At 48.9% G+C, this 19,703-nt stretch carries 14 protein-coding genes; 5 read left to right on the top strand and 9 right to left on the bottom strand.

All coding sequences use genetic code 11. The annotated features are described in order from the left end of the window. Window positions 1-163: 163 nt before the first annotated feature. The gene (locus tag DVO77_RS15080) at window positions 164-1,714 is read left to right on the top strand and encodes a GGDEF domain-containing protein (protein ID WP_119978901.1); all 1,551 of its coding nucleotides are present in this window, start codon (window positions 164-166) and stop codon (window positions 1,712-1,714) included. A gap of 185 nt (window positions 1,715-1,899) precedes the next feature. Here the strand turns inward: DVO77_RS15080 and DVO77_RS15075 are convergent, their stop codons facing one another. The 6 genes from DVO77_RS15075 to DVO77_RS15050 all read right to left on the bottom strand — a co-directional run bounded on the left by DVO77_RS15075 (window position 1,900) and on the right by DVO77_RS15050 (window position 6,980). Further along, complete coding sequence (locus DVO77_RS15075) at window positions 1,900-3,282, bottom strand: ATP-binding protein (RefSeq protein WP_119978900.1); 1,383 nt, start codon at window positions 3,280-3,282, stop codon at window positions 1,900-1,902. After that, a complete protein-coding gene (locus DVO77_RS15070; protein WP_110459021.1) occupies window positions 3,282-3,941 on the bottom strand; it encodes a response regulator in 660 nt (219 codons plus the stop codon). Before DVO77_RS15070 ends, DVO77_RS15075 begins: the two co-directional genes overlap by 1 nt. 69 nt (window positions 3,942-4,010) lie before the next feature. Continuing rightward, the gene (locus DVO77_RS15065) at window positions 4,011-4,853 is read right to left on the bottom strand and encodes an FAD:protein FMN transferase (protein WP_119978920.1); all 843 of its coding nucleotides are present in this window, start codon (window positions 4,851-4,853) and stop codon (window positions 4,011-4,013) included. A gap of 142 nt (window positions 4,854-4,995) precedes the next feature. Continuing rightward, the gene (locus DVO77_RS15060; RefSeq protein ID WP_110459022.1) at window positions 4,996-6,288 is read right to left on the bottom strand and encodes a DUF3570 domain-containing protein; all 1,293 of its coding nucleotides are present in this window, start codon (window positions 6,286-6,288) and stop codon (window positions 4,996-4,998) included. Continuing rightward, on the bottom strand, window positions 6,279-6,494 hold the full coding sequence (locus DVO77_RS15055) for a DUF4266 domain-containing protein (RefSeq protein WP_119978899.1): 216 nt from the start codon (window positions 6,492-6,494) through the stop codon (window positions 6,279-6,281). Before DVO77_RS15055 ends, DVO77_RS15060 begins: the two co-directional genes overlap by 10 nt. A 3-nt stretch (window positions 6,495-6,497) precedes the next feature. Then, window positions 6,498-6,980, bottom strand: a complete 483-nt coding sequence (locus tag DVO77_RS15050; protein WP_110459024.1) for a TlpA disulfide reductase family protein — start codon at window positions 6,978-6,980, stop codon at window positions 6,498-6,500. Window positions 6,981-7,353: 373 nt separating this feature from the next. On the opposite strand from DVO77_RS15050, the gene DVO77_RS15045 reads away from it, so the two are divergent. Further along, a complete protein-coding gene (locus DVO77_RS15045; protein ID WP_119978898.1) occupies window positions 7,354-9,195 on the top strand; it encodes an SLC13 family permease in 1,842 nt (613 codons plus the stop codon). A 103-nt stretch (window positions 9,196-9,298) separates the two neighbouring features. Here the strand turns inward: DVO77_RS15045 and DVO77_RS15040 are convergent, their stop codons facing one another. Both DVO77_RS15040 and DVO77_RS15035 read right to left on the bottom strand, forming a co-directional pair. Continuing rightward, window positions 9,299-10,885 carry a BamA/TamA family outer membrane protein gene (locus DVO77_RS15040; protein WP_119978919.1) on the bottom strand — a complete coding sequence of 529 codons (1,587 nt, stop codon included), beginning with the start codon at window positions 10,883-10,885 and terminating at the stop codon, window positions 9,299-9,301. A gap of 270 nt (window positions 10,886-11,155) precedes the next feature. After that, window positions 11,156-12,376, bottom strand: a complete 1,221-nt coding sequence (locus DVO77_RS15035; RefSeq protein WP_119978918.1) for a threonine/serine exporter family protein — start codon at window positions 12,374-12,376, stop codon at window positions 11,156-11,158. A 222-nt stretch (window positions 12,377-12,598) separates the two neighbouring features. Between DVO77_RS15035 and DVO77_RS15030 the strand changes: the two genes are divergently transcribed. From DVO77_RS15030 to DVO77_RS15020, 3 genes are all read left to right on the top strand, one after another. After that, window positions 12,599-12,997, top strand: coding sequence for an MAPEG family protein (locus DVO77_RS15030; protein ID WP_119978897.1), 399 nt, complete (start codon window positions 12,599-12,601; stop codon window positions 12,995-12,997). Window positions 12,998-13,184: 187 nt separating this feature from the next. Further along, window positions 13,185-15,497, top strand: a complete 2,313-nt coding sequence (locus DVO77_RS15025; RefSeq protein WP_119978896.1) for a YgiQ family radical SAM protein — start codon at window positions 13,185-13,187, stop codon at window positions 15,495-15,497. A 78-nt stretch (window positions 15,498-15,575) separates the two neighbouring features. Further along, window positions 15,576-15,923, top strand: coding sequence for a YkvA family protein (locus DVO77_RS15020; protein WP_119978895.1), 348 nt, complete (start codon window positions 15,576-15,578; stop codon window positions 15,921-15,923). Between the two features lie 82 nt (window positions 15,924-16,005). Here DVO77_RS15020 and DVO77_RS15015 read toward each other — a convergent pair whose 3' ends face one another. Next, entirely contained in the window at window positions 16,006-19,566 is a 3,561-nt protein-coding gene (locus tag DVO77_RS15015) for a hypothetical protein (protein ID WP_119978894.1), read from the bottom strand. Window positions 19,567-19,703: the final 137 nt, after the last annotated feature.

Below are 19,703 nucleotides of genomic sequence, written 5' to 3'. Positions count from 1 at the left end.
CACAGCTCAAATGACCTTTTTGTGTTAACATCTCACTGCTAAATATTACTAAATATAAACATTGTAAAAATACAAATAAGGTCACCGCTCATTTTGCCATTAATGCGACGCCCGAAAGGCTTGAAATGGAGCTCACCGATGCAAATGGTCTTACGCGGTTCATATGCAAATATTAGATAATCGTACTTTACTCGTCGTCACCGCGCTTATTTCTATCGGCTCTGCCGTGGCGCTAATTTCGTTGTGGCGGGCGCAACATCAGCGTAATGGTTCAGGCTTTTGGGCGTCGGGCATGTCTTGTATTGCGTTAGCTAGTTTGCTGCTTTTTGGGCGGGGTAGCCTACCAGATTTTCTCTCCATCGTTATCGCAAATACTCTATCTGTAATTGGGTTTCTGCTGATATATCGTGGTGTGCGTATTTTTACCGGTCGCGCACCTATAACTTTAGTCGATTTTAGCTTTCCACTGCTGACCTTGCTGCTGTTTAGTTACTTCTATTATATTGATAATAGTATCAATTTTAGAATTGCCATACTCAGCTTCGCTTTTGTGATTATTTGTGCAATGACAGTGAAGACCTTACTGGCAGAGAGAGATGCACCGTGGCGCACCGCAGGTTATGCGGTTGCGGTTATGTGTGGTTTATTTGGGTTATCCCATGGTATTCGTGGTGTCGTTGCGCTTTTTTCTACCTCCTATAGTGAATTTTTAGATCCGAGTGTGACCTCCTCCAGTGTGTTATTAAGTGGTGTGTTTATTATGGGGGGCATTGCTATTTCACTGGTTTTACTGAGTTATTCGGTATTAGAGTCGAAATTACGGATTTTGTCATTGGCGGTCGAGCAGTCGGCGTCGGCCATTATCATTACCGATTGCACGGGAGCGATTAACTATGTTAACCCGGCCTTTGTTGAGAAAACAGGTTACAGTTTTGATGAGTTGATGGGGCAAACCCCTCGAGTATTACAGTCGGGGGAGATGAATCCCAGTGAGTATGTAAAGTTGTGGCGAGAGATCACTTCTGGGCATATCTGGCGTGGTGAGTTTCACAATCGCAAGAAAAATGGTGAGTTGTTTTGGGAGATCGCTTCGGTTGCGCCAGTGAAACAGCATGACGGTAACATTAGTCATTTTGTGGCGGTTAAGGAAGATATCACAGATTTAAAAGAGGCGAAAAAACGCATCCGTCACTTGGCGAATCACGATGCGTTAACCGGTCTGCCCACCAGAACGCTTTTTATGCAGCGTCTTAACGATGCTTTGCTGGCGGAAAACAGTCACAATGGAGCCGTGCTTTTTGTTGATTTAGATGGTTTTAAGGCGATCAATGATTCGTTTGGGCATGATGCCGGTGATCAACTCTTAATCGCTGCCACTCAGCGTCTTAGTTATAGCATTCGCGATATCGATATCGCGGCGCGTATTGGCGGCGATGAGTTTTTGATTTTATGTACAGAAATTGAAAATCAAGCTTCGGTTAAATTGGTCGCTGAACGTATCGTTAATGTTTTAAAACAACCTTTTACCTATGGAGATACTGAGGTTGCTATCTCCGCGAGCATTGGGATAGCCTTGTATCCGCAACATAGCGATAATGCCGATACCTTAGTGAAAATGGCCGATAAGGCGATGTATCAGGTTAAAAGGCAAGGTAAAAATAATTACGCTTTTGCCACATTATCTTCATCCCCGTCAGAGACACCGCCCAAGTAGGGTTTAGATCCCAGTGTTTAAGGTTGTCAGTCAAACTTAGGCCGCCTAAAGCCACTTATACCAAGACCAAGCAGGTCAGTGGATGAGATGATGGCTGCCAGCATCGCTGCTCAAACGGGTGTGTGCTTTGCTGTTTGCTCTGGAGCCTTTATCGGGTCGCTAATGGCTACGCTAAGCATTTTTAGCTAGGCGGCGGGTAAGCTGACCGTCACAGTGAGTCCCGCTTGTGGGCGTGATGTTAGGGTGAGTTTACCGCGATGCAGCTCAACAATATGGTGGCAAATCGATAATCCTAAGCCCGCCCCTGTACCTTCATTTTCATTCACTCGATAGAAGCGCTCTACGGCATTAGCAATTTGCTCTGGCGTCATCCCTTGGCCGTTATCTGTAATACCAATATCAATGTATTTAGCGTTCCTTGTCGCGCTAATGCGAATAAGTGACTCTTTTGGGCTGTATTTACAGGCGTTTTCTAATAGGTTTTTGAGTACTAATTCGATATAAAAATGGTCGGCGGCCACATACAGGTCACTGGGGATCGCCATCGCCCATTCGAAATCGGTGATCCCTGGCATAAGTTGGTTTAGCGCCTCCTCTACCATAGTTTGTACATGGCTGCGCCCGAGTGTGAGCTCTTCTATCGAATCGACCCGTGCGAGTAATAACAGTTGCTCTACGGTATGACTGAGGCGGGTGACGCCGCTGTTAATGGCGGCTAAATGTAATTTAGCTTGTTGTGACGGGGGGATGAGTTCTGCTAGTCCATCTTGATGCAGCTTAATGACCGACAGTGGGGTTTTTAATTCATGCGCCGCATCGGCGCTGAAGCGTCGTTCTCTCGCTAAGGCGTTGGCAAAGCGGTTGATGTATAAATTGAGCGCCGTTTGTACTGGGAGAAGTTCGCTAGGCAGGGGCATAGAGATAGGCGTGACATCATGGGGGCTTCGTTGGTTGAGCCGTTGCTCAAATGCCTTGAGCGGTTTAAATAGCCAATAAGACAGCAGTAACATTGCCAGCAGCACAACTGGCGCGATCATCAAAGGAGCGCTAACGGCATTATGCATAATTTGTGACACCAGCTCTTGGCGCACTTCGTCTTGCTGGGCGGTGACAATCCAGACACGGTTATCTTTTGAATAATAGCTAAACACATGCCACAGTTCATCGGCTAAGATTTTTTGATGATAACCGGCGACAAATTCGGTTATCGGCTGGGCGGTGATGTTGTCAGACAGAATTAAAGGCTCGCCTTTATCTGACCAGATCTGAAACGCTAATTTGTGTTCATAGGAGAGTTGTAGGGCGTCAGCCTGTTCAGCAAAAGTATCAACATCACTATTTTCAACATGAAATACCTGAGCCTGTTCGGTTAATGCTTGGGCATCACTTGCTGTAATGCCATGTTGATAAAACAGTTCCAGCATTTTAGCCGTTTGCATCATTTGCGCATCGAAGAGTTCTTCAATCTGCTCTGAAGCATCACGGGTGCTCATCCAGCTCGACAAGCCAACCGACAGGGCGATGCCTGTCAGCATCAGCGTAGTTAGCATCAAACGTAGTGAATACATTATTCGGTCTCAACCAAGGTATAACCTATGCCGCGTACGGTTTTAATCAATTCATTGGTGGTTTTTTTGCGTAAGTGATGAATGTGCACTTCGATAGAGTTACTACCCACTTCATCCCAGCCATAAGTGAGCTGCTCGAGCTGGTGGCGAGTTAGTACTCTGCCAGCGGATTGCGCCAACTCATGTAACAGCTGGTACTCGCGCCGAGAGAGTGCAATTGCACGCTCACGAAACTGCACTTCGCGGGTATTTAAGTTCATGTGCAAGGCGCCAACGCTTAAGCTGTTGTTATTTTGCCCATGATGACGGCGTACAATGGCGCGGATCCGCGCGGCTAGCTCGCGCACATCGAAGGGTTTGCTTAGGTAATCGTCGGCGCCCATATCTAAACAGGCCAATTTGGTGTCGAAATCGGTATTGGCTGTTAGCACTATGGTAGGGGTGGATAATCCTTGCTTACGCCAATGTTTTAATAGGTTTTTGCCACTGCCATCGGGTAAGCCAAGGTCGAGTACTATGGCACTAAAGGCTTCGTTGTGTACTGAGTTCAAGGCCTGTTGATAGCTACTAAGGTGATCGATCTGCATGCCCACTTTGCCGAGGCTCAGGCAGATCCCTTGGGCGAGTAAATCATTATCTTCGACAAGCAGTATACGCATATTGATCCTATTGCGATGACCCAACAAGGATGCGGTCGATTAGTTTATTTATATCAAGTTGTGAGTGAATTATCGATACACTTGAAAATAGACGCCTTGCGCCGTCAAAAAGGCCTCGGCGTTAGCGCCTTCGAGCATAGCCATGGTCGACAGCATGCCAGCCATCACACAATTTTGTGCCAATACGGTGACCGATAGTGGCGCGTTTGCTACGGGAAAACCGCTACTCGGGTCGACAATGTGGCCGTAACGCTTATGGTCTTTTTCAAGGTAGCGCCTTGTTGTGCCGCTGGTGGCGAGAGCGCCTTGGCGGATCTGTAATAACGCGCTTGCGCTATCTAACGCATTGGGGTTTTCGATGCCTACTTGCCAAGCACTTTCGGGGGATGTGCGCGTTACAGGGCAGGCGATATCACCGCCAAAGTTAACCAATACCGAAAGCGCTGGCCACCGCTCGGCTATTAATCTGGCGGTATTATCGACCGCATACTCTTTGGCGATGCCGCCAAAATCTAAACTCATGGCCTTGGGCATCTGCAGGCTGGTTGGGGTGATGTGCAGCGCCGAAAAGTCGACCAAGGATTTAGCGTGGTCGATCTCTTGAGCTGAGGGGATGCGCCCATGTTGGAGATCTTCAAAGCGCCATAGCTGCATTAATGGGCCTGCGCTGATGTCGAAACGGCCATCACTGAGGCTATAGCACTGCTGCGCAAAGCTAAGCAAACGATGGGTTTCAGCGTCGATGGGCATGGGGCTGCCGTCGCCATGATTAAGCTGCCAAAGGGGATTATGGGTGATAAATCGGCTGTATTTGGTTTCTATTCGCTTAGCTTCATGGGCAGCGAGGTTAAGGATATGGCTTGCTGTGGTCACATCTGACGTGGCGATAAGTAATTCGCAAGGACTGGCCATGGCGCGAAATTGTCCCAAAAATCCCCACGGGCGGGGGTGCAGCTCTGCACCCTGCGCTAAAGGGGGCTGCGTCATTTCGGTACGTGAGTCACTGGGTGCCATGGCTATCCTTAAAGGCCCGCATCTGCGGGCACGAGGTTGGCTAAAATGAGTAGCTAAATTGCGCCATGATCGCCTTTACCTGAGGGAATTGATCATAGTTTTGCAATTGGCCTATCAACTCTGTGCCATTATTTTCAGGGTTTTGTTGATAATACTCCAATCGATAGCTCATTTCATGGCCACCCGCTAAGCGTTGACCAAATTTAATGCCAACGGTATAAGCGGTCATGTCACCAATGCGGTAATCGGCGCTGGCATATTCAGGCAGTGGGTCTGAGCTGAGCAGAAACGGTTGATAAAAGTTAGCCGCCTGTTGTTGATAGTAGCGCAAGTGAATTTGACCATAGAAATTACCACTGAAATAGTAGCGATAGTGGGTTTCTAAGGTGTGTGATTGAATGTCCCAATCGTCAGTGCTGTAACGATAAGAAAAATCCACCACGCCTGAGTCCAGTGCGCCTTTAGTCATCATGTAAACGCTATGCTTTAGGCGCGAATCGGGTCTGTTTTCATACAGGTAGTCTTGGGTGGTACCTGTGCTATCGACTTGGCTTAATATTTTGTACGGATCATTCATGTAGCCAGAGACGCTTGATAAGCCGTAGTTGGCTTGGAACAACCAGCGACGGTTAAGCACTTGAGTCACCCCTAGCAATAGATCGGCGGTACTCTTGTCTTCGGTGCCCTCGATACGGGTGCTATTGAACGCCGCGCGATAATCATCTTCATTTTGAAAGTCGCCACGATGCACCATTGCCGAAAATGCCACCGGTTTGCCGCCAACGGGATCGATAACATCATAGGTATAGGAGCCAGATAACGCTAAGGTAGTATTATCTTTATTAAAGCTGCGCTCTACGCCGCCATTGAGACCCATCGACATATAATCGAACTCTTTGGAGCCATAAATACCGCCGTTAACCTTCCATTGCGGGGTTAAGGTTTCACTCCAGTTGACGCTAGCTTGTACGCGAGTGTCATGAAAGGTGTCATCAAGGGGCGTTTCGCCAGGGGCAACCACATATTCACCATTGCCCGAGGGGCGAGTGAATGTTTGGCTGGTGTCTTGCGCCACAGCCCCCGAGGCCGATGCGCCAGTTAGGCTGTCGACGACTAATTTCATGTCGAGTAGCGAGGTGTCGCCAAAGGCTTTTTGTACGTTACCTATCGCCTCGACCGCTTGCACTCTGTCTTGTTCGCCGTAATACATTACGGCGGCATCGACCTTCCAATCATCAGGGCTCGTTTCAGTTGCTTGCGCTTGCTGGCCAACTAAGGAGCAACTCGCCATTGCCAGTGCACTGGCAATATTACGATGTTTAGTTAATTGCATCCGCAACCTCCCCCCGCAAATGCGCGGCCACCACTGGTACCTTCTTTACTGAAATAGATATGATCATCAAGGGCATAATCGAGCTTTTCGGCATCTAACGCCATGTCGGCACGGGCCAGTTGATCTTTTTCCCACGGCTCTACACCTAGGTTAGAGCAGGCCGATAGACTGGCGATAATGGCCACAGTTAGAATTGTTTTTTTCATTGCTTACTCCTTTAATAGCGTCACGAGCTCTTGCTCATACTGCGATGCATATTCTTCGAAAAAGCCCATGTGGCTCTGAACGAGCTCACCTTGTTTGTTAAAGATAAAGCTGCTTGGCATACCTTGAAGATTAAACTCTTGAGCTGTGGTGCCTTCGGGGTCGAAACGCACATGAAACTGCGCCGGTAACTTACTGAGGAATTTATCCGCTAACGCTTTTTCGGTATCTAAATTAATGGCAACGATGGCGAGTCCTTGTTGCTGATATTTAGCTTGCATGGCGTTCATCCAAGGAAAAGATTTACGGCATGGGCCGCACCACGAAGCCCAAAAGTCGACATAAACGACTTGGCCTTTAAATTCGCTAAGCGTGGTTTGCTCGCCCTGTGAGGTTAATACCGGGTGCGATAACGAAGGCGCGGCATAGGTCGGCAGCGAGAGAAAACTTGAACAGGTCAAGCTAAGCAGTAGCAACAATTGCTTCATAAAGTCGATTCCAGATGAGGTGATGCTTATCAATCTAGTGGGCGAATCTTAAGGTTTTCTTAACACTTGCGAGTCAGGGGTGAGTTGTTTCTAGAGTATTATGCCAAACAGACCGGTTTGCCCCCTCAGTAGGTATTAATCTGGCTTAGGTCGCTGGTGCAATGACATAACAATGGTTTAGCGCCTCTCAATGACACGCTTGTCTCATACCCCATGAGAGACAGGTTAAAAGCCGCTAGAACCATGATGCAACACAATGTTTGCTGGTGTGTGGGCGCCTTGGGTTAGGTTGTTTTTGTGAACACTCAGGCTTGCTAAAAGTAGGAATATCAACTGTTATTGAGCTACCTAAAAAATTATGTAGGCCATGTGTATGACCCAGCCACAGATGCTGATTTTTCTTGTCCTTGCCGTAACCGTTATCCTATTTATCTGGGGGCGTTGGCGGCATGATCTGGTGGCAATGGCGGCGTTGCTTGGATGTGTGTTACTGGGTTTACTCCGCCCTGAAGAAGCTTTTTTAGGTTTTGGTCATCCAGCGGTGATCACTGTGGCTTGCGTGTTGGTGTTAAGTAAAGGGCTGCAGCTCTCTGGTGCGGTGGATGCCATGATGCAAAAAATGTTGCCCTCCAGCGACAGCCCCACAGTGATGATCACTGTACTTATGAGCATAGGCGCCTTGTTCAGTGCTTTTATGAATAATGTCGGCGCGATGGCGTTGTTGATGCCGGTGGCCATACAAGTGGCCACTAAGTTATCACTGCCACCGGGACGAGTGTTGATGCCACTGGCTTTTGGTACGATTTTAGGGGGCATGACGACCCTCGTCGGTACGCCACCTAACATCATAGTGTCTGGCTTTCGCGCCGAGACAGGTTCCCAAGGTTTTGCCATGTTTGACTTTACACCAGTAGGGTTAACCGTGGCGGTGGTGGGCGTAGTGTTTGTGGCGCTTATTGGTTGGCGTTTGGTGCCATCGCGCAAACAGGCGGCTGGCAGCAGTTTCGACACAGGGACCTATCTTGCTGAGGTGCGGGTTGAAGAGGGCAGTCAGTCGCTGGGTAAATCTTTACGCCAAATTGATCATGAGATGGATGAGACCGATGCTCAGGTCGTGGGCTTGGTTCGCAATGCATTTAGGGTGTCTGCACCGAGTCAGTCGAGAATTTTACGTGCTGGCGATATTCTGATTATCGAGGCCGAGCCTGAGTCGCTGTCACAGGTGTTGTCCAAGTTTGAATTTAAATTAGTGGAAGATCGCATACCGCCTAAGGTCGATAAGACAAATCAGTCTGAATCGGCCGAAGTTGACAGCGCCGACGAAGCCCCTGCTGAGGTAAAAAAAGAGTCAGAATCGGATGAAATAGTGTTGCAGGAATTAGTGGTGATGCCGCGATCGGCCATCAGTGGCAGAACCGCAAAGGGGCTGCAGATAAGAGGACGCTATGGCGTTAATTTACTGGCGATTTCTCGGCGGGGGCGGCGTTCGATAAAGCGGTTACGATTAACGCGCATCGAAGCGGGCGATGTGTTGCTGATGCAGGGAGAACTCGAAGCGATAAGTGATTTTGCCGCTAGTTTAGGTTGCATGCCCTTAGCTCAGCGTGCGATTGGGATCATAGTGACCAAAAGAGTCATGCTGGCATTGTTTATTATGGTGTTGGCTGTCACTGGCGCGGCAACGGGCTTAATCCCAACGGCTATCTCGTTTGCTTTGGGCGTACTAGCCTATATGGCGCTGAACATAGTACCGCTGCAGAGCGCCTACGATGCGGTTGATTGGTCGGTTATCGTCTTGCTTGGGGCGCTTATTCCTGTTGCAAGTGTCACCGCATCGACTGGTGCGGCCGATCTGCTCGCTAAGGCGTTGCTCGATAATTTTGCACAGGGTCATCCAGTCGTTGCCTTGGGTTTGATACTGGTTATCACTATGAGCCTGTCGGACTTTATGAATAACGCGGCCACGGCTGCGGTAATGTGCCCCATTGCCATCAGTACCGCCAGCCAGCTAGGGGTGAATCCGGATTCCTTTTTGATGTCGGTCGCTATCGGCGCCTCGTGTGCTTTTTTGACCCCGATTGGGCATCAAAATAACACCTTAATCCTAGGGCCGGGGGGATTTCGCTTTGGTGATTATTGGAAAATGGGATTGCCGCTAGAGCTGTTAGTCGTGGCGATAAGCTTACCGTTACTGCTTATGGTGTGGCCACTGTAGGGGGCGCTATCGTAGTCATGTCGCTTTGGTGATAACGTCGCTATTTATCACATCGTTATGGCAATCACCTTGAAGGTTTATACGCTGGCGTTGCCTTTAGCCGTTAAAAGTGCTGTTTTACTTGAAAGCGCCATTCCCAACTGTTGACGTCGGCGCCACTGGTAAAGGGCACTGATAAATCGATATGAGCCACACTGCCGTAACTGGATCGCGACGAGTAAATGCGGGCACCAATGCCAAAGCTCCCTATGGGGCCGGACTCTTCATTATCTTGGTCGGTTCCGCCAGTGGCATGACCATAATCACTAAACACCGCCCAGCCCAGTTCGGCCAGTTGATACAGATTAATATTGGGATAGTTACGAATTTCGGCGGTCAACAACCATTGATTATCGCCATGCTGGTAATCATTTGGGTAGCCACGCACTCCAGTGTTGTCACCTAGGGCAAATGTTTGATCTAGATAGTTATTTTGTGATGCGCTCAGGCGCATTTTGGCGTAAGCGGTCCACTTAGGCGACATCTGATAAAAATATTCCGCTGTCGTACTCACCTTAAAATAGTCGGGTTGGCTGGTGGCAAACACGCCTTCGCCATCGATGTTCATCAGCAGTAGTTGAGCATCGCTTTGGTAACCCCGAGATGATCGCCAGTTGATGTGGTAGCCAACTGGGGAGCTGTCATCGGTGTCTTGGGTCTCGATACCAAGACTGACATAATGTTGCCAACCGAGATTAATGTCTTCGTTATAGTTGATAAGGTAAACATTATTGAGCACCTTAAAGTCATCTTGCAGGTAGTGATAGCCTATCCAGGGATAGAGGTAATCTCTGTCTTGTGGCAGCGGCGCATCGGTAAATTCGGCGATATGCTCAAAGCTATGTTGATCTTGGGTGACCCCCACCAGCACACGAGAACGCCAGTCATTTTCCTTGTTTAGGCGCCAACCATACTGGACATTATTGAAATTGATCTGGTGCTCAAATTGATTCACATCGTTCCCATTTTGGCGCAGGGTATCGGTTCGTAAATCATTGATATACTGGCCTGAGTACATGTTGGTATCATCTAGGGTATAAAATGGCTTGGTAAAATCAACCATGGCCGCCTCACCATCGCTGTTGTCGTAAAAGTTGACAGAGAGGGTGGCGCGCTTTACCCAGTTATCCATGGGCGCTTGAAAGGCCAGTTGGTAGCCGCTGCGATCGGTACTGGTTTTATATTTCAATCGAGTACGAATACCGTAACCGAGTAAGTTATCTTCTTTAATACCGATAGCAAGCTTACTGTCACCGCCGCTTCTGCCGGCGCTAAACGTGGGCAGTAGCGACCAATTATCCCACGTTTCCACTAATACTGTTTTTCCTGGGCCAGTTGGATCCGCATCGGGATCGGGCTGCGCAAATGTTATCTGGGCATCGCGGATGTAAGGCTCGTACCTTAAGATGCGCTGCGCTTCTTCAATATCTTGTTGTGACACCTGATCGGCAGCGTCGAAGCTGAGCTTGCTGAGTATGGTCGACTCGCGCGTATTGATGTGCAGAAAGTTGGCCCAGCGGTGAATAAAAAAAGCCTCGGGATCGGACTCATCGAAGATAGCATGGCTGACGACAACGATATTGTTGATCGGGGTTTTTACCGTTTGGAGATCAGTTTGTGCTGTGTTGGCTAATCCTGCTTGGGTATTCATTGGCGCAGATGTCGGCTCAGGGGAGGTCGCCGCATGCAGTGGGGCTAGCAGCAGGTAACTTAATAGCGCGAGATAGCGAGCGACATATGGCATGGAGCGACCCACCTTATTGTTATGTGATGATCAAAGTACCCATGACTTACAATAAAGATACATTTAAATAACACACCCAGTGTCAGTATTAGTCAAGCTGGGAATTGAAATAAGGTAATGATTTTATTTACGCAAATGCTGATGCATGCGCCGTATTGCATCAGCATAGTGCGTAGATTATAGGGTTCCGCGCGGTGGTACAGCGACGTTGGCAAATATGAGTCCGGCGATCAGTGACATAAAAATTAAGAAAATTTGCGAGCCAATATGCGATTGGTTAAGCATGGTTTCACCCAATATGAGGGTATTGAGACCAATATAGGTTTTACTGCCCGGCACCAAGATAACGATCCCCTGCAGTAGGGCAATGGAGGCGGGAGCCTTCATCCAACGAGCATATAAGTTGGAATAGATCCCGACCGCCAAGGCGCCAAAAAAGATGCCGATAGATTCACCTAAATAGATCCCCGCAAGCATGGCCGAAAAGAAGGCGATAATACCGGCAAACACCCCCCAAGCGGCATCTTTTAAACGTGCCTTGAAGATGATAACCAATGCCATGGACAAGATGGGGACCGCTGACCAAATGGCCCAGCGAGGCAAGGGATCGGGTTCGAAATAGATGGTTTCACCAAAAATTGCCGAGCCAATCACCATGCCAAAGATGGCGCCAAAATAGAGCTTAAACAGCAGCATGCACGCGTCCATGATCCGCGCGGTGCCCGAAATTAAATCCCGCGCCGCCAATTCGGCTAAGCCCAGTGTTAACGCCAGCCCGGGGACAAAGATAATAATGCCGGAGAGAATCACCACCGGAATATTAATGAAAGGGTCGAAATAGGCGATGCCGCAGGCGACGATGGCACACAAGATGGCCGCCAAGGGTTCTAGGGCTTCGGCAATACGTGTCGAGTGCTCGGCGCGGTAAACAAGGCCATACACCATAACGCCTAAGGTGGCCGACCAAAATACGTCATGCCAACTGGTGCCCATTAGCATGGCAAAGGCGCCTGCCGAGCACCCAAAGGCCAATAAGGTCAATAGGGTGCCGTAAGGGCTGGGTTTGTTAGCAATCTCTTCGAGTCTTTCGGTGGCCTCTTGCAAGGTGCGCTGACCGGAAACGAGCTCGCCAACCAGCTCATCGGTTCGCGCTAGCGAGCCTAAATCGAGATCGCCAGGCTTGACTCGGGCCACATGGTTATATTCTTGGTCGGCATCATGCTGTAACACAAAGGTCATCGACGTCGGTGATATCAGGAAATATCCCTCAATGCCTAATAATTTAGAGATGGTCTGAAGGTGAGATTCTAAGCGGTAAGCAGGGGTGCCAAATTTATGCAAATACTTACCTAACTTAATGATAAACTTGCGCTTCTCTATAAATTCTTCGCTATCCAATTGCGTGTTCCGTGATGATAAAGCTGATGGGGAGTGCTCGAGCGAGCGCATCTTACCCTATCTTAAGTTAAAAAGGTTAACGGCTTGGTGTTTTTTTAACGCGCATCACCTGTATGGGTCATCTAATGTTAACCTTGGGTTTACAATTGCTGCGTTCAGCAACTTACTCGTAAAACAGCTGTGGCGCGATAACAGTGTCAACCACAGCATCAAGGAGAGACAATGTCGGTCACAGTATCCAGTTTATATATCGGATTAACCGCCATCATGGCGGTCTATTTTGCGCTGCGTGTGGTGAAGTTAAGGCGGCGTTTAAAGGTTGGTTTAGGGGTAGATGACCAGCCCACATTGCGGCTTGCCAACCGAGTACATGGTAATCTGATTGAGCATGCGCCTATGGCGCTTATCTTATTGCTGGTGGCTGAACTGAACGGGTTGCCTCATGGTTATTTGCATCTTTTAGGGCTAATTTGGCTGCTTGCCAGAGTACTGCATGCGCTAGGGTTAACCTTGGGGCAAGGGGGGTATCATGTTGGGCGGTTTTGGGGAGTGTTATTGACCTGGATCGTTATCCTTACGCTATCTGTGGTTAATATTGGCTATTTTATTATCGGCGCATAATATTACCAGATTGCTGCTTTTTTGGTCGCAATAATGAGGGGGGAGCTGTTATACTCCGCGTCCTTTTTGATGTTGCGCCGCGAGCGTTGCATCATTGCTGTAATTGGCGCAAATGACAAGGTCAATTGGGGCACCTCCCTAAGTGACTACACTTATTTATTGGTTTGATAGTTAGGCAGTATTATTCATGCAGGTTGAATCCACGTTATTTACACATCCCAAGTATTTGGGCCGTACCGAACCGGCGGCACCTTTTTTGCCTATGTCTCGCAAAGAGATGGATAAACTGGGCTGGGATTCATGTGACATTATTATTGTCACAGGTGATGCCTATGTGGATCACCCCAGCTTTGGTATGGCCGTTATCGGCCGTATGCTTGAGGCGCAGGGATTTCGCGTTGGCATTATCTCCCAGCCTGATTGGTCGAATAAAAATGACTTCATGAAGTTAGGCAAGCCTAACCTCTATTTCGGCGTGACTGCAGGCAACATGGACTCGATGATCAACCGTTACACTGCCGAGCGTCGCCTGCGTCATGATGATGCCTATACCGCAGGAAATATTGGCGGTAAGCGCCCCGATCGCGCCGTCACCGTTTATACCCAGCGCTGCAAAGAAGCCTTTAAGCAAGTGCCTGTCGTCATTGGTGGCATCGAGGCGAGCTTGCGCCGTATCGCCCATTATGACTATTGGTCAGATAAAGTGCGCCGCTCAGTCATTCTCGATGCCAAGGCCGATATCTTAGTCTACGGCAACGCCGAACGTCCGCTGGTTGAGTTGTCGCACCGCATGGCGGCGGGTGAGCCTATTAGTGAGATCCATGATGTGCGAGGCACCACAGTGATTCGTAAGGAGCCACTGCCGGGTTGGAAGGGCATGGATTCACGCAAGATAGATCAGTTGCATAAAATCGATCCTATTCCTAATCCTTATGGTGCCGACGATGTGGGCTGTCAAAATCTGTCAGGGCCGAGCGATGTTAAGGTGTTCGACAACGATGCGCCCAAGGCTATTTCAGTGCAGCCACCTCGGCCTAAGCCTTGGGAAAATACCTATGTGTTGTTACCTAGCTATGAAAAAGTGGCCGAAGATAAGTATCTCTATGCTCATGCATCACGTATTTTGCATCAAGAGCAAAATCCCGGTTGTGCCCGTGCCCTATTTCAGACTCACGCCGAGCGCGCGATTTGGGTCAATCCGCCAGCATGGCCATTAAACACCGATGAGATGGATGGCGTATTTGATCTGCCCTATCAACGGGTACCGCATCCTGTCTATGGCGATGCCAAGATCCCCGCTTATGACATGATCAAGACCTCGATTAATATTATGCGTGGTTGCTTTGGTGGCTGCTCGTTCTGCTCTATTACTGAGCATGAAGGGCGAATTATTCAGAGCCGCTCGCAAGACTCTATTATTAAAGAGATCAAAGATATTCAGCAGAAGGTGCCCGGTTTTACTGGGGTGATATCTGACTTGGGTGGGCCAACGGCTAACATGTATCGCTTAGGCTGTAAGAGCGAAAAAGCCGAAAAGACCTGTCGCCGTTTATCCTGTGTGTTCCCGGCCATTTGTGGTCATCTGGACACCGACCATCAGGCGACGATCGATCTGTATCGCGCGGCACGTGACGTGCCGGGCATTAAAAAAGTGCTTATTGCTTCGGGTGTGCGTTACGACTTAGCCACCGAAGATCCACGCTACGTCAAAGAGTTGGCCAGTCATCATGTGGGCGGTTATCTTAAAATTGCCCCCGAGCATACCGAAGAGGGGCCGCTCAATAAGATGATGAAACCCGGCATGGGCACTTACGACAAGTTTAAAGAACTGTTTGATAAGTATTCGGCTGAGGCGGGCAAGAAGCAGTATTTGATCCCCTATTTTATTTCGGCGCATCCAGGCACCACAGATGAAGATATGGTGAACTTGGCGTTGTGGCTTAAAGGGCAAAAATTTAAGCTCGATCAGGTGCAAAACTTTTATCCGTCGCCGATGGCGAACGCCACCACCATTTATCATACAGAGCTCAATTCACTTAAAAATGTGAAACATACCAGCGAAACCGTCCAAGTACCCAAGGGCGGTCGTCAACGTAAGCTGCATAAAGCCTTGCTGCGTTACCATGACCCTGCTGGCTGGCCAATGATCCGTGAAGCCTTAATTGCCATGGGCAAAGAGAAGTTGATCGGTAGCGGCGCCCATTGTTTAGTGCCGGTAGAAACCCGCCAAGAGCGCCAAGGCTTTAGAGCTAAGCCGGCTAAGGGCAAGACGCCAGCAGGAAAGAAAGCTGTGACTCGCTTCTCGGCCGATCAGTTTGATGAGCGTAAGAGTAAGGATAAGGCGGGCAAGCCTAACGCAGGTAAACCTAAAGCCAAGGGGAAGCCCTCGGCCCATAAAAGTGGTTCAGGCCAATCGGCTCCTGCAGGGCAAGGCGCAGGCAAAGGGGCTAAGCGGCCAGTTAAAAATGGTTGGGGTACTACGCCAAAGCATCAACGCTAGTTAGGTCACAGACCTAGTCAAATGCATCAAAATAGGGGAATATCATCGATATTGCCCTATTTTTTTAAGGAGCTTTCCATGAGTAAACATGCGTCCAATGATGGCAGCGACACCTATAGTGACGCCAGTTTTTGGCAAAAGGTGAAACAGTTTGCCAAGCAAGCAGGGCGTGAGGTGATAGAGAATGCCTTGTGTTTATATTATGCAGCGCAACGTCCCGACACCCCTAAATGGGCCAAGACCATTATTTTTGGTGCGTTAGCGTATTTTATTGCCCCAATCGATGCGATTCCCGACCTGACACCTCTGGTCGGTTTTACCGATGATTTAGGCGCGCTTGCCGCGGCGCTGACCATGGTAAGTCTGTATGTCGATGACCATGTCAAAAGCCAAGCGGCAGAAAAAACCGCCGCTTGGTTTGATTAACGCGAATCTATCGACAACACATAGCCTGAAGGTCATGAATCTTTAACCACAGTGGCCACAGGATATGCGTGCTGACTGCATATTATATGGCGACGGTCGCAGTGGGACTCACTGCGGCGAGGCGGTCACGCACCTGACGTGACTTATCGCCATTAAATATCGTCAGTAGTGTCGCCGCATCGGCTTGCTCGGCTAAGATATCCACCAAGGCGGCGCGATTACTCACATGCAGATAAGTCAATATCGGCTTGAGCGTCCCTTCACGGGCGAGTGCCGCTAGGCGATCTCCCATGCCTGAGTGATAGTTTTTAATCGCAAACAGCACAATTAATTCACGCTTAATATCATGGCTTAATAACCAATCAGTTAGCATCAGATAGGCGTCATCTTCATAGTCGTCGCTATCGAGGGTTAGGCGCGTCGCCAAATCGATAGCGCCCTCTTGTACGTGCCTATCCATATAGCCCTTGACGAGTTCCTCCATCATTATCTTGTAAGCCCGGTAGCTATGATTCGCCAGCAGCAACATGAGTCGTTCACGGCGCTCAACATCGATGCACCACAAAAACTGTCCCACGCTATAGCAACGATATTGGTCGACACCAACGGTGGTCTCTGTAGATAAATATGCGTTAAATAAGGGAGCGATCGCCTCATAGGGGGTTTCCCCCTGTAAGTAAGACCAGAGGGTATTGTCGATAATGTGTTGGCGCTGTGTTAAGTCGGGTAACTGATGCAGAGCATGGAGCACTGCGCTGGCATCTACCTTGCTATCAAGGATCAGGAGTTGGCCGCCGAAGTAGAATTGCTCTTGGGCGGCAGAGGCTTTATCGACAACTAACAGTTGCAACTCGTCGCCAACACGTTGGGCAATGGTGACATTAATCCAACTCATGTTATCGCAATGGCGAGATTGACTGATCTCGGCCTGTGGATGCAACTTGACGGGCAGTCTCAGCTTCTTGGGTAAATCATTGGTATCGCCGATAAAGCCAAAAAACAGTGTCGATGCGGCAAATGTGTGCGCAATCACGTTCTCCCACGATTGGATGTTCAGCGCGATAAAGTGGCGCAAGCATTGTCTAAAATCATCATCTAATGCAAAGGGAAGTTCAGGGAATCTGAGCGAGACATCCTGATGAAAATTCAGCTTATGGCTTTGATAGGTATAATCGAGTCCCCGCAGCAACGCCTGTGCTTGGGATCGTTGTCTTGCGCCCATCATGCTGGTATCCGCTTGGGCGCTGAGGGTCGTGGCTTGCATCAGTTCGACTAAAGCAAGGTAATCGTTCTCACGTTGTGAGCTGTAGATGGACTGCTCGACCTGAAACGCTAAAGTATAATCTTCGGCGATACCGTGGTGGTTTAGCATCTCATAGAAATTAATCTCATCGAGGGGGTTATCAAACCGTAAGCGGTAATCATGCTCACTATAGAGACGGCTGATGTGACGGATCATCTTCATTGGCGCCATGGCGATTAACAGTTGCCACAACCGCTCGGCGATATGAGCCTGTGCTATTGGCAACTGTTTCAACCAGAAGCAGATAATCGCTACACGCTGATAATCATCATCATAGTCTTTGAAGCAGTGGTAGCTGATCTGCTTGTCACTGATCTTAGGGAAGTAGAGATCAGATCGGCGGCACACCTCGTCTCTGTGTAGGTGTTGATCGAAGAGTTCGATGATCCCTTGCTGACTGAGCTCGGCCTCATCGGCTGTGAAAAAATGGCTGACCTGCTCGAGCTCAGCAGGGGTAAATCCTAGCTCTTTACGATGACCTTGGCCCTGAATCTCGGCGCGCTCGAGCAGTAAGGCTAACGCGCGCTTGAATACGCCGGTTAATTCCGCTTGCAGCGCTGCGGTATAACTGTCATTAATCTGCTTATCGCTATCTTGCTTTAGCAGGTAGGCTTTGAGTGCATCGGTACCGAGATTATCCTCATGCCATAGGTTAGTGTCATAGCATGCGCGTTGACGGAACAGCTGATCTGCCTGCTGCAACATAGTGGAGGTGACGGGGTCATCTAAATCGTAAAAGCTATTGATAAGCTGTTCGAGCTTATGTTTTTCGTGCTTGTTAAGCTCGCCGGGTGCGCTGCTGGGGTCAGGATCATAGCGGGCAAAATAGGCCTCGGTGGTCATCACGGCCTGGTAGCCGCCTTCACCCGTGAGCATTTCACACAGCTGGGAAGATAGGGGCTGTTGGCCTAACAAGTGGTAAAAAATATCAATAAATCTCAGCATGATATGAGCCGACTTAACGTGGTCGACACTGTTTTTATCTGGGGTAACAAAGGCTTTTGACAAGAGGCCATGTTCGAATTCAACCCTAACGAAAGTATCTTCCTCTTCGAGTAGATCGTTGGCGGGGTAGCGTAATACCTCGTGCAAGTTTTCACGCAGATTTTCCAGACTGCCTCTATTCCAACAGGCGTCATCCATGGCATCGTATAATGACGGTGCATGGGTTTTACAATGTGTCCAAATATCGAAGGGGGCAAGGCTATCAAGGACACTCGGCTGCTTATTGAGTACCACATATTCCAGTATGGCTTCGCCATTATCTAAGGTGGCAATGAAGTCGGTTAACATATGAATGCCGCCCATTTCCGCTTGCCGTGCTTCCTTGCGGGCATCATAAAGACGTTCATCTTGCTGTTGTTGATACACACTCTGGGCGTAGACCATCAGTGGGCCGTCGAGCTCGTTTTGTAACTGAAGCTGTAGATCCATTGCCTCATTCTCGAGGCTATCATGGATAAAGTGACGTCCGAGCTCAATGTCGTTTTCATCCTCCTCCCAACTACAAAACTCGGGGAACAGAGTTTGGTAGATGGCCAAGATCGGATTTTGGCTGTCGAGATCTTCACTTTCGCAGTAGGCAAGCATAGGTTGCGCGGCAAAGCGTTGTTTAATTAATTCAATAAAGCGCGGGTAGTGTTGTGGATTTTGCTGCAGGTATACCCCTAGCGGTTCATATTGCGCAGATGTGGCCTCCCAGTGACTACCGTAGAAGGCAAAGCGGAAGGCGGTATTGTCACACCAAATGAATGCTTTCATCATAGCCTCGCACCAGCCATGCTGCTTGACAAGGCTGAGCAGCATGTGTTCATAACCGGTAGCGTGCTCATCGTCCCAATAGGGAATAAAAAATTGTGCCAGATAAACCGCGTCTTCGGCATCTTGTTGGGCCAACATATATAGCGCTTCGGCGCCAAAGACACGCATATCATCGACCCACATTTCGCTGGTGTCATTCTCATAACGCGCATAATCAACTATGGCTTGCGCGGTTCGGCGCAGTTGCGGCTTAAGAGCGTCATGTTCGAGGGCGAGGCCGAATAGAATGGCTTCTGAAATATACAGGCTGCTCTCTTCACTGACGATATCTTGTAAGTTATAGCCGCCATCAGGCGTCAAATTGAGGGCTTTGATGACTAAAGCGGCATGGGCCGTATCTGCCAGTTGCAGGTGTTGTCTATGGCCACAGCTGATATCCATGAAGGCGATATCAAAATGGCCATCGTTAAAGGCTTGATGCGCATCTAGCCTGACTTGATACTCAGTTAATGCTTGCTCGATACTGTTGATGCTAGTGCGATCAAATTCGATGATCTGAGATTTTGGAAATGAGTCCATTCTAACGCCTTGTTCAATGAAATAAGTTGGAAAATTTAGCGGAGTAAAGAAGTGATTTTACATTGTTACCCTATAAATAACAAAGCGTTACATGTTTTTTTTGTGACAGTTGTTGATGCTAAGCCTTAGCATTACGT

It is taken from the genome of Shewanella algidipiscicola (genome assembly GCF_003605125.1).
Classification (GTDB): Bacteria; Pseudomonadota; Gammaproteobacteria; order Enterobacterales; family Shewanellaceae; genus Shewanella; species Shewanella algidipiscicola.
Note: the sequence above shows the minus strand (reverse complement) of the source record. Positions and strands in the feature narration are given on the sequence as shown.